This is a genomic window from Pseudomonas sp. PvP009, from assembly GCF_017832995.1.
Classification (GTDB): domain Bacteria; phylum Pseudomonadota; class Gammaproteobacteria; order Pseudomonadales; family Pseudomonadaceae; genus Aquipseudomonas; species Aquipseudomonas syringae.
On sequence record NZ_JAFIBG010000001.1, the window covers coordinates 2378957 to 2394074 of the forward strand.

Annotated in this window: 13 protein-coding genes, 1 tRNA gene and 1 pseudogene; 5 read left to right on the forward strand and 10 right to left on the reverse strand. The window is 57.2% G+C overall.

All coding sequences use genetic code 11. The features are described 5' to 3' along the window. Positions 1-2 precede the first annotated feature (2 nt). The 4 genes from uvrY to JOE29_RS10600 all read left to right on the forward strand — a co-directional run bounded on the left by uvrY (position 3) and on the right by JOE29_RS10600 (position 3208). The gene (gene uvrY / locus JOE29_RS10585; protein WP_002553344.1) at positions 3-647 is read left to right on the forward strand and encodes a UvrY/SirA/GacA family response regulator transcription factor; all 645 of its coding nucleotides are present in this window, start codon (positions 3-5) and stop codon (positions 645-647) included. 2 nt (positions 648-649) lie between these two features. After that, positions 650-2473 carry an excinuclease ABC subunit UvrC gene (uvrC, locus tag JOE29_RS10590; RefSeq protein ID WP_003393963.1) on the forward strand — a complete coding sequence of 608 codons (1824 nt, stop codon included), beginning with the start codon at positions 650-652 and terminating at the stop codon, positions 2471-2473. Between the two features lie 32 nt (positions 2474-2505). Continuing rightward, complete coding sequence (pgsA, locus tag JOE29_RS10595) at positions 2506-3066, forward strand: CDP-diacylglycerol--glycerol-3-phosphate 3-phosphatidyltransferase (RefSeq protein ID WP_003410850.1); 561 nt, start codon at positions 2506-2508, stop codon at positions 3064-3066. 66 nt (positions 3067-3132) lie between these two features. After that, positions 3133-3208: transfer RNA gene (locus JOE29_RS10600), tRNA-Gly, on the forward strand. Positions 3209-3464: 256 nt separating this feature from the next. On the opposite strand, the gene JOE29_RS10605 is transcribed toward JOE29_RS10600, so the two are convergent. The 3 genes from JOE29_RS10605 to JOE29_RS10615 all read right to left on the reverse strand — a co-directional run bounded on the left by JOE29_RS10605 (position 3465) and on the right by JOE29_RS10615 (position 5831). Next, on the reverse strand, positions 3465-3950 hold the full coding sequence (locus tag JOE29_RS10605; protein ID WP_004417532.1) for a hypothetical protein: 486 nt from the start codon (positions 3948-3950) through the stop codon (positions 3465-3467). Positions 3951-4082: 132 nt separating this feature from the next. Continuing rightward, positions 4083-4793, reverse strand: coding sequence for a YafY family protein (locus JOE29_RS10610; RefSeq protein ID WP_003429698.1), 711 nt, complete (start codon positions 4791-4793; stop codon positions 4083-4085). 132 nt (positions 4794-4925) lie between these two features. Next, on the reverse strand, positions 4926-5831 hold the full coding sequence (locus JOE29_RS10615) for an NADP-dependent oxidoreductase (RefSeq protein ID WP_044313055.1): 906 nt from the start codon (positions 5829-5831) through the stop codon (positions 4926-4928). Between the two features lie 426 nt (positions 5832-6257). Between JOE29_RS10615 and JOE29_RS10620 the strand changes: the two genes are divergently transcribed. After that, positions 6258-6923 (forward strand): carboxymuconolactone decarboxylase family protein, encoded by a 666-nt coding sequence (locus JOE29_RS10620; protein ID WP_232924233.1) that lies wholly within the window; start codon positions 6258-6260, stop codon positions 6921-6923. Here JOE29_RS10620 and JOE29_RS10625 read toward each other — a convergent pair. The 7 genes and pseudogenes from JOE29_RS10625 to JOE29_RS10655 all read right to left on the reverse strand — a co-directional run bounded on the left by JOE29_RS10625 (position 6920) and on the right by JOE29_RS10655 (position 14960). Then, positions 6920-7834, reverse strand: coding sequence for a LysR family transcriptional regulator (locus JOE29_RS10625; protein WP_003426387.1), 915 nt, complete (start codon positions 7832-7834; stop codon positions 6920-6922). The genes JOE29_RS10620 and JOE29_RS10625 overlap by 4 nt on opposite strands. A gap of 34 nt (positions 7835-7868) precedes the next feature. After that, positions 7869-10079 (reverse strand): aldehyde oxidoreductase molybdenum-binding subunit PaoC, encoded by a 2211-nt coding sequence (gene paoC / locus JOE29_RS10630; RefSeq protein ID WP_210079468.1) that lies wholly within the window; start codon positions 10077-10079, stop codon positions 7869-7871. Positions 10080-10129: 50 nt separating this feature from the next. Further along, positions 10130-11079: pseudogene (locus tag JOE29_RS10635) on the reverse strand (xanthine dehydrogenase family protein subunit M). Next, entirely contained in the window at positions 11076-11744 is a 669-nt protein-coding gene (gene paoA, locus JOE29_RS10640) for an aldehyde dehydrogenase iron-sulfur subunit PaoA (protein WP_103362509.1), read from the reverse strand. The pseudogene JOE29_RS10635 and the gene paoA overlap by 4 nt, the downstream one beginning before the upstream one ends. A gap of 389 nt (positions 11745-12133) precedes the next feature. Next, entirely contained in the window at positions 12134-13060 is a 927-nt protein-coding gene (locus JOE29_RS10645) for a sugar ABC transporter substrate-binding protein (RefSeq protein WP_058446567.1), read from the reverse strand. 92 nt (positions 13061-13152) lie between these two features. Beyond that, positions 13153-13941 carry a TIM barrel protein gene (locus tag JOE29_RS10650; protein WP_024682519.1) on the reverse strand — a complete coding sequence of 263 codons (789 nt, stop codon included), beginning with the start codon at positions 13939-13941 and terminating at the stop codon, positions 13153-13155. Next, the gene (locus tag JOE29_RS10655) at positions 13938-14960 is read right to left on the reverse strand and encodes a Gfo/Idh/MocA family oxidoreductase (protein ID WP_210079469.1); all 1023 of its coding nucleotides are present in this window, start codon (positions 14958-14960) and stop codon (positions 13938-13940) included. The genes JOE29_RS10650 and JOE29_RS10655 overlap by 4 nt, the downstream gene beginning before the upstream one ends. Positions 14961-15118 lie beyond the last annotated feature (158 nt).

The following is a 15118-nucleotide window of genomic DNA, read 5'->3' on the forward strand; positions in this document are numbered from 1 at the left end:
GCTTGATTAAGGTGCTAGTTGTCGATGACCATGATCTTGTCCGGACAGGCATCACACGCATGCTGGCCGACATTGATGGTCTGCAGGTTGTCGGGCAGGCCGATTCCGGCGAGGAATCCCTGAAGAAAGCGCGCGAGCTCAAGCCTGACGTCGTATTGATGGACGTCAAGATGCCTGGTATCGGAGGGCTGGAAGCCACGCGCAAGATGCTGCGCAGCCACCCTGATATCAAGGTCGTCGCTGTCACCGTCTGTGAAGAAGACCCTTTCCCGACCCGTTTGCTGCAGGCTGGCGCTGCCGGTTACATGACCAAGGGTGCAGGGCTTGCGGAAATGGTCCAGGCCATTCGCCTGGTGTTTGCCGGTCAGCGCTACATCAGCCCGCAGATTGCCCAGCAACTGGCATTGAAGTCGTTTCAGCCGCAAGTCAACAATTCGCCGTTCGATCTGCTGTCCGAGCGCGAGATCCAGATTGCTCTGATGATCGTCGGCTGCCAGAAAGTCCAGACCATCTCGGACAAGCTGTGCCTTTCACCGAAAACCGTTAATACCTACCGATACCGTATCTTTGAAAAGCTCTCGATCAGCAGTGATGTTGAACTGGCTTTGCTCGCTGTACGTCACGGCATGGTTGATGCCAGCGCCTGAACATGACCCAGACATTTGATCCAAGTGCATTTCTCGCGACCTGTAGCGGTCGCCCCGGCGTCTACCGTATGTTCGACGCCGAAGCCACACTGCTTTACGTCGGCAAGGCCAAGAACCTCAAGAAGCGTCTTGCCAGCTACTTCCGCAAGACCGGACACGCGCCCAAGACCGGAGCGCTGGTGTCACGCATCGCCCAGATCGAAACCACCATCACGGGCAACGAAACCGAAGCGCTGTTGCTGGAGCAGACCCTCATCAAAGAGTGGCGGCCCCCGTACAACATTCTCTTGCGTGACGATAAGTCCTACCCCTATGTGTTTCTGTCCGATAACGCCTTTCCGCGGCTGAGCATTCATCGTGGCACCAAGAAGGCCAAGGGTCGTTATTTCGGGCCTTACCCAAGTGCAGGCGCGATTCGCGAGAGCCTCAGTCTGCTGCAAAAGACTTTCCAGGTGCGTCAGTGCGAGGACAGCTACTTCAAGAACCGCACACGTCCTTGCCTGCAATATCAGATCAAGCGCTGCAAAGGGCCATGTGTCGGGCTGGTCGAGCCTGAGGTGTATGCCGAGGACGTACGTCACTCGGTGATGTTTCTCGAAGGGCGCAGCAATGCCCTGAGCGACGAGCTGAACGCCTCCATGGAAAAAGCCGCGATGGCGCTCGATTTCGAACGTGCAGCCGAGTTGCGCGATCAGGTGGCCTTGTTGCGCCGCGTCCAGGATCAGCAAAGCATGGACGGCGGTACCGGCGATGTCGATGTAGTCGCCGCATTCGTCAACCCTGGCGGTGCCTGCGTGCACCTGATCAGCGTGCGTGGCGGGCGGGTGCTGGGCAGCAAGAACTTCTTTCCGCAGGTCGGCATAGAAGAGGAGGTCGGCGAAGTGATGTCGGCATTCCTGGCTCAGTATTTCCTCGGCGGCATCGACCGTGAGCTGCCCGGCGAAGTTATCGTCAATGTCATCAACGACGATTTCCCCGCGTTCGTCGACGCCGTCGAAGAGCTGCGCGGCGTCGAGATGGTCATCAGTCATCGCGTGCGCGGCACCCGGGCGCGCTGGCAGCAAATGGCGGTCACCAATGCCGAGCAGGCACTGACCGCGCGGCTGGCCAACCGTCAGCACGTTGCTTCTCGGTTCGAAGCGCTGGCCAAGGTGCTGGGTCTCGAAGACCCGCCAATGCGCCTGGAATGCTACGACATCAGCCACTCCAGCGGTGAGGCGACCGTAGCGTCCTGCGTGGTGTTCGGCCCCGAAGGCCCGATCAAGTCCGATTACCGGCGTTTCAATATCGAAGGCGTAACTGCAGGCGACGACTATGCCGCCATGCACCAGGCGTTGACCCGGCGTTACAGCCGCATCAAGGCCGGGGAGGGCAAGTTGCCTGACGTGCTGCTGGTGGACGGCGGCAAGGGGCAGATGTCCATGGCGCGCGACGTGCTCAATGAATTACAGGTTCCTGATCTCATCCTGCTCGGTGTGGCCAAGGGCACCACGCGCAAAGCAGGTTTCGAGACTTTGTATCTGAACGACTCGGCGCATGAATTCACGTTGCCCGGCGACTCTCCGGCCCTGCATCTTATTCAGCAGATTCGCGACGAGGCACACCGTTTCGCGATCACCGGCCACCGTGCCCGCCGCGGCAAGACCCGGCGTACATCGACCCTCGAGGGCGTGGCGGGTGTCGGGCCGACCCGGCGTCGTGACCTGCTCAAACATTTCGGCGGATTGCAGGAGTTGTCCCGTGCCAGCATCGATGAAATAGCAAAAGCACCCGGAATCAGCAAAAAGCTGGCAGAGTCGATTTATGCAAACCTGCACAGCGAGTAGAATGCTCGTTCACCTCGTAGCCAGTTGTGCCGATGAATATCCCTAATCTGATCACCGTACTACGCGTTTTACTGATTCCGATCTTCATTTTGTTGTTCTACATGCCTTATCACTGGAGCTACATGGCGGCCAGTGCAGTCTTTGCGTTCGCTGCGGCGACCGACTGGCTCGACGGGTATCTGGCCCGCCGTCTTGAACAAAGCACGCCCTTTGGCGCCTTTCTCGATCCGGTAGCCGACAAACTGATGGTGGCCGTGGCATTGGTGCTGCTGGTTCAGGCGCATGCCAATCTATGGCTGACGCTGCCCGCAGCGGTGATCATCGGCCGTGAAATCGTAATCTCTGCTCTCCGCGAATGGATGGCGGAAATCGGCGCGCGTGCGCAGGTTGCCGTTTCCAACATGGGCAAGTGGAAGACAGCGGCGCAGATGCTCGCGCTGGTCATTCTGCTCGGTAACCCGCCGGCCATCACCGTTTGGGTCATTCTTGGCTATGCGTTGCTGCTTATCGCTGCGGGGCTGACACTCTGGTCCATGGTGCAATACCTGAGAGCCGCATGGCCGCACCTCAGGACGACTGCAGAAAAAAAATAAGTTTTTGAATCAAAGGCTTGACGCCGCTATCTGAACCGCTAGAATAGCGCCCGTCATCAAGACAATGCGGGAATAGCTCAGTTGGTAGAGCACGACCTTGCCAAGGTCGGGGTCGCGAGTTCGAGTCTCGTTTCCCGCTCCAAACATAACGCTGCAGGGTTCGATTGAATTCTGTAAGTGATCGAAAAAAGGGCCTTAAAGGCCCTTTTTTTCGTTCTGGCGGTATTCGCTGGAATGGTTCTGTCTCAACTGTCCTGCCCAGGATGTTGACCTGCTGATTCAATGCCCTGTCACAGCGCGCAGAGGTTGAATCTCCACCCCCTCTGGAAAAGCCCGCAAAGCGTGCTGTTCCAGAAAATCAATCGGTCATGTCGCTCGCTCATGACGATTTCGCGATGTCACTTCGCCGCGAGTTGTTGGGCTTGCTGCAACTGATCATCTGACAGCTTGCCTTCTCTGGCCTGTTTTGTCAGGGCGTTGTTAGCTGTCGCCAGGCCAGCCGTAAGGGTGGCGATCGCCGCCAGCAATGAGCCGAGTCTGGTTTTTTTGATCGTGGGGTCCATGTTCTGATCAGCAGCAACTTTTTGCAGTTCCTGCTGCTTCTCTTCGATTTTTTGCTTCAGCTCGCGGATCATCTTGAGGGTTTTCTGCGTCTGGTTAGGCAAACCGCTTGATTCGATATCGTCATTCGATTTGGGCTTTTTCTCGTTGGCAGATTTCTGAATACCCGCATCTGACAATGAAACTTTCACCCCTTCAGCAGGCACCACAGCTACCGGTTGAGAAGAAGACTCAAGCGATTCATCTGCAACTTTAGCTGTATCAGGACCGGTGACGGCTATAGGGGCGGCGCTAAAACCTGACAGCGGTGTAGAGATATTCAAGGTATACGCCTCATGAAATGTGTGGAGGTACGTCAGTGGTACGTAAACATAGCAATATGTTGATATCGGTCGCCCCTGCCATATTTGAAGGTACGGCAGACAATTTTTAAGCGGTGCCGGCAAACCTCACGGTTATGACGGGCACGTCTCGCCGCGGGTGTTACACGGCAGAATATTCAACGTGCGCCATTCCCTGATCAACTGACGGCGATTGCGGGAATAGCGCTCTGCAAGCACCTCAACATGCGATACGTTATTCAGGTCTATCATCCGGAACTGGCTGTCCGCCTCGCACCATGCTGCCAGAGAGCGGTGGGTTTCAATAAAACCCAACATGATCGGCCAGATAATGTGCTCGGCCACAGGCACATGATCCATTGATAACGTGATGCGTAGCTTGCACTGTTCTCGCAGGGCACGACGAATCTCGCTCAGGTCAATCGGTGTAGAGCCCGTTACCGGGCTGCTTACGTAAAAGGTCTCATCGTCGAAGGCCGTGCGCATACCCGGAGGCAAGACAGCGTTGATCTTGCCCAATGCGTTTTTTACAGCGAAGGCAAACTTGTCATCCGTATGACGACCGACCCATAAGGCGCCGACGACCAGCGCCTGTATTTCTTCCTCTGTAAACGAGAGCGGGGGAAGAAGGAACCCAGGCTTGAGCACATAGCCCAGCCCAGGCTCACCCTCAATATCGGCACCCATGCCCTGTAAAGTCGCTATGTCCCGGCGTATGGTACGAAGTGACACCCCCAGCTCTTGCGCGAGTGTCCGCCCCGATACGGTTCTGCGATGTCGACGCAGGACTTGCATCAGTTCAAACAAACGGTCACTTCTTGCCATTTCCGCACCTCTCGATGACCACCGTGCCACCAGGTTTTCGCCCTTTACCGAGCGACAGACCTGTTGCAACTGCTGAAACAGATAATCTAAACCTGTCGCAGCCATCGATACAGCCCGTGACCGTCGTTCTGATCACGGAATCGTGACGATGAGCTTGCCGGTGACACGGCCCGCGGCACTGATTTCCTGTGCTGTGGCAATCTGGTCAATCGGGAAGGCATGCTCAATATGCAAATGCAGCGCTCCCATTTCATACAGGCGTGCGGCCTCAGCGAAAGCCTTCTCGGGATGTTCGAGCGATTTTGCGGAAAAGACCACACCATGCTCATGGGCTGTGACATCAGAAATGGATACAACTCGGGTGGCATTGCCGACGATCGCAACCAATTCAGCTAGCGTGCCGGCCCCTGCAAGATCAAGTGCTGCAGCTACGCCTGCAGGTGCCAACTTATCCAACCTTGCCGCCAAGCCAGGCTCGTAGGTGGTCGGCATAGCCCCCAAGCTGCGGATATAGTCGTGTTTGGAGGCGCGTGCTGTACCTATCACAATTGCGCCGCGATGCCGTGCCAGCTGGATTGCGGCGGACCCGACGCCACCAGCCGCTCCGGTTATCAGCAGCGTCTCGCCGGCCTTGATATCGACATGATCGAGAATACGGGTGGCGGTTTCTATGATGACCGGTAAACCACCTGCCACCTCGATCGGCATGGTGTGCGGTACATGCGCCCAGCTCCTCAATACCGCCTGTTCTGCCAGAGTATTTTGTCCGTAGCCAAACACGCTATCGCCGATCGCACAGCCTGAAACGCCATCACCAATTTGATCAATGATGCCTGCAGCCTCACAGCCAACACCGGCCGGAAACGTAACGGGCATGAAGTCGCGGACATACCCGGCACGCAACTTCCAATCGATGGGGTTAACGCCGACAGCTTGCACTTTAATACGCACTTGTCCCGGGCCAGCGTGCGGTGGCGCCGTATCCACGATTCTCAATACGTCGGTGCCACCATATTCGTTGAACTGAACGGCTTTCATATTGATACCTCTTGATCGGTCTGGAATGGGCGGGCGCGGGAATATCCATGCAGTGGTTTCAAAACCGCAGCCTGGGGCTTACCTTGCCGACCCATGATAGGCAGGGAGGAGGACAGTTTCTGGCACCATGGTAGGGGGGCTGTAGAAAAAGAAATGCTGAGGGGGCATGCGCCATAACAGATTGCGGGATGTGTCAGGTTGATGCGGCAGTCTCGCGCGGCAGGTGTCTTTATTGTTGATTGCTGAGTACTGCTCATCGGTACATGAACCGAGCTACCGGTAGTTGAGTTCAACGCCTTGCGTTAGGTTGGCTGCGACTCAACTCACCCAGCAGGGGGCTACAGATGCGCCAACTGAAGGGATGCGATCATCAGGGAGACTTCTCACGTGCCAACTGCAGTCGATATCCACGCCGTTTCACCGGTAATGGCGCACAACGCCGACACTTTGCTTATGGGGGAGGTATGGAAGCGTTCAGCGTTATCGCCCCGTGACCGTAGCCTGGCGACTGTGGCTGTCCTGATCGCCCGAGGTCAGACAGCGGAGCTTGCCGCCCATCTCGATCTGGCGCTGAAGAATGGCGTGACGCCTTTGGAGTTGTCCGAAACAATCAACCATCTTGCGTTTTATTCAGGGTGGGGTAATGCCGCAGGAGCAGCGCCGATTGCCAGGGAAGTCTTTGACAGGAACGGCGTAACCTCTGAGCGACTGGCGCCGGTGTCTACCGTTCTGCTGCCTATTGATCAGGTCGCAGAAGATGCACGCGTAGCGAGTGTCGACCAGTCCGTCGGTCCGGTTTCGCCGGGGCTGGTGCAATACACCACCAGCGCGTTATTCAATGATCTATGGCTGCGCCCAGGTCTTGCCCCCAGAGACCGTAGTCTGATCACTGTCACTACGCTGGTGGCAAATGGTCAGGTTGCTCAGATCGGTTACCACCTCAATCGTGCGATAGACAATGGCCTGGCGAACACCGAGGCCTCCGAGTTGTTGTCACATCTCGCTTTCTACGCTGGCTGGCCTAATGCATTTTCCGCGGTGCCGGTATTCGGAGATGTTTTCGCCAAGCGGCAGGAGCGCCAGAGTCGCTAAGGCAGTGGCCCCATAGGTTGAAGTTCGCGGATCAGATCAATCAGCAGGCGAAGCCCTACGGGAAGCTGTCTGAAGCTTGAGTAATATATGTGGAAACCCGGGTCGTGGTGAGTCCAGTCTTCCAGAACCCTGTGCAGGGAGCCCTCCGCGATCTGTCGTTCGACGACCCATGCCGGAACGTACATCAAGCCGACGCCGCGCATCGTCATCGCTACTCCGACGCGCGTTTCATCGATGGTGACGGCCCCGGGCGCGTCAATCTCCAACTGCTGGCCCTCTTTGGAAAATTGCCAGTGATAAATACGTGCATTACCCAGGCGTATGCGCAGGCAACGATGCTGGTACAGATCGGACGGGTGTTTCGGGATGCCGAACCGCTTGAGGTAATCAGGTGCCCCGACAACGGCCCAGGCGACATCGGGAGACAGTCGTTGAGCGATCATGTCTGCGGGAACCGTGCCACCGAAGCGGATTCCTGCATCGTGTCCGTCGCCGATGATATCGACCATTCGGTTGGTCACGGTGAGGTCTACCTCAATGTCTGGATAGCGATCGACAAACACCGGTAGAACGGGGCCCAGAAGCAGTTTGGCACCGTCGCTCAAGACGTTCAGCCGGATACGCCCGGCGGGTTCGTCGCGCAGTCGATTGAGGGTCTCCAAGGCTTGTCCGATGTCATTGACCGGAGAGCTGATCAGCCCCTGCAACTCTTCGCCAGCCGCCGTGAGCGTGACGCTTCGGGTGGTGCGATTGAGTAGCCGAATGCCAAGCCGGGTTTCAAGTCCTTTCATTGCATGGCTCAGCGCTGATGCACTGATACCCACCTCAAGACCAGCCTTTCTGAAGCTTTGATGCCGAGCGATGGCGAGGAAATAAACAATATCTGCCAGGTTCGTGCGGCTTAGCTGCATTGATGACTCCCAGACCAGTGAGCAGAGATTAAGATCAGCCCAGAGTGGGCAAATGGTCAATGAGCTTATCGAGTGTAATCGGGTAATCGCGAACCCTTACGCCGGTAGCGTTATAAACAGCGTTAGCAATCGCCGCTGCCGCTCCGGAAATACCGAGCTCGCCGACACCTTTAGCCTTGAGAGGCGTGGCATAGGGGTCTACCTCATCCAGAAAGATGACTTCCTGGTGGGGAATGTCGGCGTGCACCGGCACTTCGTAGCCAGCCAGATCGTGATTCACAAAAAAACCCAGGCGATGGTCCACAATCATTTCTTCCGTGAGCGCGGCACCTGCGCCCATGGTCATGCCTCCGATGATCTGGCTGCGCGCTGTTTTGGGATTGAGTATCCTGCCGGCTGCGCACACCGCAAGCTGGCGGCGAATGCGAATTTCCGCAGTGGCGGCATTTACCCCAACCTCGACGAAATGAGCGCCAAAGGTCTGCTGGACATACTCTTTTGCCAGGTCGCCGAACTCCATGGCGTCTTCCGCCACTATGTCGCGGTCCATCGCCGCGTGTGCCAATAGCATGCTTTTTAATCCTTCGCGAACCTGACCATCGACGAATTCGGTTTTTGCCGGATCAAGCCCGAGCCTGGTGGCAATGGCGTCCCTGAGTTTCACGCAGGCCGCGTACACGCCCGCCGTGGATGAGGCCGCTCCCCATTGTCCGCCTGAACCGGAAGACTCCGGGAAGCGTGAATCTCCCAGGTGGACATTCACCTTGTCCAGGTCGACGCCCATCATTTCTGCAGCCGTCTGGGCAATGATTGTGTAAGAGCCTGTTCCAATGTCGGTCATGTCCGTTTCGACCGTGATGATGCCTTTGCGATCAAGTCGCACGCGAGCGGCAGACTTTGTCGTCGGGGCGCCTCGAATCGCGGACGCCATCCCTACGCCGATCCACCAGCCGTCATGCAGTTCCTTGCCGGGTTCGGGATTACGCTGGTTCCAGCCAAAGTGATCGGCTCCAGTGTTCAGGCACTCAATCAACTGACGCTGAGAAAAACGGCGGTCCGGCTGTTCAGGGTCTACCTGGGTGTCGTTGATGACGCGAAACTTTACAGGGTCCATACCCAGCTTCTCGGCCATTTCGTCCATGGCAATTTCCAGCGCCATCATGCCCGGCGCCTCGCCGGGCGCTCGCATGGCGCTGCCTTCAGCCAGATCAAGTTCGGCCAGATACAGGCGCGTCATACGGTTTGCGCCGGCGTACAACGTGCGGGTGGATGCAGTAGCGGCTTCAGTTCGACCACCACGCAGGTTGCCCGACCAACTCTCGTGACCGATTGCAGTGAGCGTGCCGTCCGCATTGGCGCCGAGCCGTATGCATTGAATCGTCGCGGGTCTGTGGGTGAGGTTGTTGAACATCAGCGGGCGAGGGAGTGCAACTTTTACCGGGCACCCGGCTTCTCTGGCTGCCAGAGAGGCCAGGACCGCGTCGCACAGGATGGTACCTTTACCGCCGAAACCGCCGCCGATATAGGGCGATATCAGGTGAATGTTGTCTCTGGATATACCCAGGGTCTTAGCCAGGTCTCGGACACCCCAGTTCATCTGCTGAATGGATGTCCACAGCGTCAGTTTGTCTCCCTGCCACTGAGCAATGGTCGCATGAGGTTCCATCATCGCGTGGGCATGATCCGGGGTGGTGTAATGGCCTTCGAGTTTGAACGCAGCGCTCTTGAACGCGCCTTCGAAATCCCCGATTGCGGTATGCGGAGGAGGGCCGAACGCACCCGGCGCGGGTGTCTTGGCGGACTCTCGCTGCGCGGCCAGGCTATAGGCGCCAGGCTCTCTTGCGTAGTAGATCCGGAGCAATGCCGATGCGGCCCTGGCTTGTTCAAACGTCTGTGCAACGACGATTGCCACTGCCTGGTGATAGTGATCGACCTTCGGGCCGGCAAGCGCACGGTCGACGTAGAATTCGCCCCTGTCCAAGTGACCGGCATTCTCATGGGTGACGATTGCGATGACGCCGCTGGCCTGGCGCGCTTCACTCGAATCGATTGAAGAGATCCGCCCCTTGCCGATTGATGAGCCTACGACATACCCGTAGGCAGGAGGGCTGACAGCCGCTTGTTGTTCGTAAGCATACGTCGCCGTGCCGGTGGTTTTCAGTTTTCCTTCAAGGCGAACTCTGGGTTGACCAATCACTTTCAGTTGATCGATGGGGTTTGTGCTCGCAGGCGTGTCAAACTTCATGAGGCTTAATCCTTGTCATCGACCGCAGCCGTACAATGCCGTTGATTTGCTTAGGAAGACGCGCTGGAAAGAGCAAGACCGATAGTCCGTTCCGCCAGTTTGATTTTGAAGGCATTCTGCGCGGTAGGATGGGCGCCGGCGAGCAAGCGCGTTGCGACTGCATTCGCCCCTTCAGGAAGAGAGGCTTCAGCCTCTTCACTTCGCCAGGGTTTATAGGCCACGCCCCCCAGGGCAAGCTGGCCAGTCCGGTCCGGCATTACGATCGCTGCAACAGACACCAGCGCAAACGCGTAAGAGGCGCGGTCGCGAACCTTGTAGTAAATATGCTTGCCTCCCACGGGCTTAGGCAACGTCACGGCGGTAATCAACTCGGCGGCACTCAGGACGTTCTCGATATGTGGAGTGTCCCCGTGAGCGCTGTAAAGGTCAGCCAGATCAATCGTCCTGGTCTGACCGTTTGGAGCAAGGGTTTCGACCTTCGCGCCCAATACCCGCATTGCCACGGCCATGTCACTGGGATGGCTGGCAATGCAGGCATCGCTGACGCCGATGATCGCTTGCTGCCGACTGGCGCCCCCCATTGCGGGGCAACCGGCACCCGGACGCCGTTTGTTGCAAGGCTGATGGGTGTCGTAAAATATGCACACCGGGTGCGTTGCAACAGATTGCCTGCCGTTGTGGCTTTGTTGCGCAGTTGCCCTGACGCTCCCGCGAGCAGCGCTCTGGAAAGGACTGCGTAGTCACGACGAACCTCAGGCGCAGCTGCCAGGTCGGTGTTACGTACCATTGCGCCTATCCTTATCCCTCCGTCCTCGGTGGCGGATATCTTGTCGAGTCTCAGTCCGTTTACATCGATCAGATGCTGAGGGGTCTCGATTTCCAGTTTCATCAGATCGAGCAAATTGGTACCACCGGCGATGAATCGGGCGCCCGGATTATCGGCGGCGGCGTTGACTGCCTGTTGTAGAGAGGTCACGCGTTCGTAGGTGAAGGATCTCATGCGTCAACTCCGGCTACTTCTTGAATGGCTTCGACGATGTTGGAATAGGCGCCGCATCTGCAGATATTGCCACTCATGCGTTCCCGTATCTCAACCGCGGTAACACTGCTGCCGTCAATCAAATCGCCGCTTGCGTGGCTGGGTACGCCGGCTTTTATCTCTTCAAGCATCGCCACTGCGGAGCAAATCTGGCCAGGCGTGCAATAACCGCATTGATAGCCATCATGTTTGATAAACGCCGATTGCATCGGGTGCAGGTTGTCCGGCGTGCCGAGCCCTTCGATGGTGGTGATGCTGTCGCCCTCGTGCATGACTGCAAGGGTAAGGCATGAGTTGATTCGTCTGCCTTCCACGATCACCGTACAGGCACCACACTGGCCGTGATCACAGCCTTTTTTGGTGCCATTCAAATGAAGTCTTTCGCGAAGGACGTCCAGAAGAGTGGTGCGGTTGTCGACATCCAGAGCAACGCGTCGACCGTTGAGTGTGAACGTCACATGACTGCCAGGCGGACTTTTCGGTGCTGACTGCTTCCTGGCAGCCGCTTGCGTGTCATCGCCTTTTGCCAATACCGCTGTAACTGCAGTACCTGCAGTGCCGATAAGCACTTGTCGTCGGGATATTGCTATTCCAGCGTCTGGCGCAGCGGGGGTTCTAGGGGGCATCAAGGTCTCCATTCGCAGTGTGCAGGTCTGAAGTCGGGGCTGCTGATTCCTTTGCGTTGCAAATCTTTCATCGAGAGTGCACTGGGTGAGGAAGCCGTTTGGCTGGACAGTTCATTGCGTGAGCCTATGACACAGGGGGCCGGCTGATAACCCGAGTTTTCAGAATGAATCCTTGAGCGCAGCTCAGTAATGCACGACCCGCCTCAACATGGACGGTCAGTGGTCATCTGATTGACTCTCGATGCTGTTCAACAGCGGGCTGCAGAAAGTCGCTCCGCCCGTTACTGAACGGAGCTTTAAGATTCTTGTGAGCGACCATGATTTCGCCGGTCTGCCGTCGATACGACTGATCTGAAACTCGGCACACTGCTTTCAGCACGGAGTGAATCCTATTTATAGTGCTGCTCGAACACGGTCACCTGTTCCGGCGTGATCAGTTGAAAGGGCACCCAGATGTCCGCATCGACCGGCTCGCCTTTGATCATCTTGATGGCCGACTGCAGCGCCATGCTCGCCTGAGCTTTCGGGTCCTGGAATACCGAAGCTGCGAGTATTCCGCGCTTGATTGCCGCCAGGCCATCCGGCAAACCGTCTATGCCTACGATGGCGACTTCACCCTTGGCTTTACCCGCCTGCTGCAGCGCCATGGCGGCACCTATGGCCATCTCGTCGTTATTGGCCACGATTGCATCAAAGGACCTGCCTGCCAGCAACCAGTTGCTGGTCAGGTCCATGCCTTTGTTGCGTTGCCATTCAGCTGACTGCTGCTCGACGATGGTTATGCCGGGATACTCCTTGAGCACTTGTTTGACACCTTCGCTACGGTCGTGTGTCGAGTTTTGCGCCAGGTCGCCCATGATGAGGGCGATAGTGCCCTTGCCTCCCATCCTGTCTGCCAAGTAGCGCATCTGCAGTTGTCCGGCCTCGATGTCATTGGACGCTACCGTCGTCACCCCCTTGGGTAAGACGCGCTCATCCGGATGGCGATTGACGTAGACCAGCGGTACCTTTGCCTCGACCGCAGCGCGCGTCATGTTGGCCGTGGCAGCGGTGTCCACGGGCAAGACGATGACGGCATCAACTTTCTGACTCAGAAAACCCTGAACTTGATTGATCTGGCGAACCACATCACTTTGAGCATCTTCGAACTGGACCTGAACGCCATCTTTCCTGGCGGCTTCTTCCAGGCCACTGCGAACATAGGTCATGAAGTTGTCATCGACCCGGGCGATCGTGACGCCGATGCGGTAGCTGGCGGCAGCCCATTGGCTGGACACCACCAGGAATGCAGCAATGAGCAGTTTGCAGAGAGGCATGAGAGAGTTCCTTTTGTTGTTATAAATTGACGCTATTGCGATCTTTCGCGAAAAATTTCGCGCGCATCTCCAGAACGCTTCCAGGTGCATTTTCAATCCAGCGTGAAGGCTTTCTTGAAGCGCTCAAGTGCCGTTTCACTGTTGCTGCTGGCCCAGCCCTCAAGCCCGACCACGCCGGTGAAGCCCATCTCGAACAGGGCTCTGGCAATGGCCGGATAATGAATCTCACCTGTACCAGGCTCCTTGCGGCCGGGGACATCGGCCACCTGGATTTCTCCGATAGCGTTTCCGGAGCGCTGGATAAGTTCGATCAGGTTTCCTTCACCAATCTGGGCGTGGTAAAGGTCAAGGTTCATCTTCAAATGCAGGCTGCCCACAGCCTCTATCAAGGCCAATGTGTCCTGGGCGCGGGCGAAGGGTGTGCCGGGGTGATCCACTTCAGTGTTCAGGTTCTCCAGCAGAAAGACCCGGCCTGCGTCTTCCCCGAGGCGAGCGAGTTTTTCCAGCGTTCTACAAGCGCTCAACCACATGCGCCCATCGAGGTGGGCGACTGGCTTGACCGGCAAGCCCTTGTCGTCCAGCCCTGTGCCATGCAGGTTCAGACTCGGGCAATCGAGCTGCGCAGCAACCTCCAGCGATTCGCGGGCGCTGTGGAGCAGTTGCTGGATTGCATCGTGATCGGTCAGATTGCCGCGCGTGTAGCCGGTCATGGATGTGAAATTCGCTCCGGTCGCGACCAGGGCTGCTATGTCTTTATTGGCCCAGCTCCATATCTCGACGCTGAAGCCCAACTCGTGGATACGTCTGACACGATCGGTGAACGGCAACTCCAGAAAGACCATCTCGGCGCTGACCGCTAATGTGAATGGTATGAAGCTCATGCGCCGAATCCCCGTGATACCGCTACCGGCAGGCCTTGCTGGAAGGATTCGATGCAGGCGCTGGCAATGGCCAGTGCTGCTCGGGCATCTTCGCCGCTGGCAATGGGTTTGGCTCCGGTGCGCAGGCAATCGACAAAATGATTGAGTTCAGCGACATACGCATCGCGCAGCAGGTCGGTGTCCAGTCGCCGGGTGTCTGTCTGTGTGCCATTGGCCAGGTACCGGGTCAGGTCGGAGTCATTGACGTTGCCCATGGTCAGCATGCCAGCACTGCCGAACACTTCTCCCCGGACATCGTAACCGTAGACAGCCTGGAAGCTGGCTTCTGCTGTAGCAATGGCGCCGTTATCGAAACGGATCACCACCACGGCGGTGTCCAGAAAACCATTGCTCCGGTAATCCGGGGCAATCAGCGCATCAGCCATGACGAATACGCTGACTGCCTCCGCCCCAGGGTTCAGGTAACGTAGTGTGTCGAAATCGTGAATCAGGGTTTCCAGAAAAACCACCCATTGCGGTGAGGCCGACGGGTTATTCAGCGCCGGGTCGCGGGTCAGCGAGCGCAACAGTTGTGGTGTACCTATGCGTCCCTCGACTACGTTCAGATGAGCTGTGCGAAAGCTCCTGGCGAAGCGACGGTTGAAACCAACCTGCAAGGGGACGCCTGCCTCGGCGGCTGCAGCGATCGCGCGATCGGCTTCCTCCAGAGTGATTGCCATGGGCTTCTCGCAAAAGACGCCCTTGCCAGCCCGTGCCGCGCTCGTGACCAGTTCCGCGTGGCTGCGCGCAGGAGCGGCAATCAATACGCCGTCTATGTCGGGATCGTCCAGCAATTGCTGAGGGTCGGTGTAGACCCGGTCCACACCCAACTCCACGGCAAGCCGCGACGCCTGTCCCAGTGTGGGGTCTGCGATGGCTGCCAGGCAGGCACCAGGGATGTGATGGGCAGCAGTCTGCCCGTGAAAGCTGCCCATGCGACCAGCCCCGATCAGCCCCAGGCGGAGGATTTTTTTGCTCATGAAATAACCCCTTGTCATTATTTTTCGATTATTTCCCGGCAGTGAACAGACCGGGTACAACCGAAGTAGCAAGGGTTGTGCCATTAAGTAACTAATTGATATTAAATGGTTTTTTACTATTAATCATAAAAAAGTGTTCATATTTTCGACATGTCTAT

Coding starts and splice junctions, on each gene's coding strand:
- JOE29_RS10655 (WP_210079469.1), bottom strand. CDS start 14,960: ATGAGCAAAAAAATCCTCCGCCTGGGGCTGATCGGGGCTGGTCGCATG.
- JOE29_RS10620 (WP_232924233.1), top strand. CDS start 6,258: ATGGCGCACAACGCCGACACTTTGCTTATGGGGGAGGTATGGAAGCGT.
- JOE29_RS10650 (WP_024682519.1), bottom strand. CDS start 13,941: ATGAGCTTCATACCATTCACATTAGCGGTCAGCGCCGAGATGGTCTTT.
- pgsA (WP_003410850.1), top strand. CDS start 2,506: ATGAATATCCCTAATCTGATCACCGTACTACGCGTTTTACTGATTCCG.
- JOE29_RS10645 (WP_058446567.1), bottom strand. CDS start 13,060: ATGCCTCTCTGCAAACTGCTCATTGCTGCATTCCTGGTGGTGTCCAGC.
- JOE29_RS10615 (WP_044313055.1), bottom strand. CDS start 5,831: ATGAAAGCCGTTCAGTTCAACGAATATGGTGGCACCGACGTATTGAGA.
- JOE29_RS10625 (WP_003426387.1), bottom strand. CDS start 7,834: ATGCAGCTAAGCCGCACGAACCTGGCAGATATTGTTTATTTCCTCGCC.
- paoA (WP_103362509.1), bottom strand. CDS start 11,744: ATGCCCCCTAGAACCCCCGCTGCGCCAGACGCTGGAATAGCAATATCC.
- paoC (WP_210079468.1), bottom strand. CDS start 10,079: ATGAAGTTTGACACGCCTGCGAGCACAAACCCCATCGATCAACTGAAA.
- uvrC (WP_003393963.1), top strand. CDS start 650: ATGACCCAGACATTTGATCCAAGTGCATTTCTCGCGACCTGTAGCGGT.
- JOE29_RS10610 (WP_003429698.1), bottom strand. CDS start 4,793: ATGGCAAGAAGTGACCGTTTGTTTGAACTGATGCAAGTCCTGCGTCGA.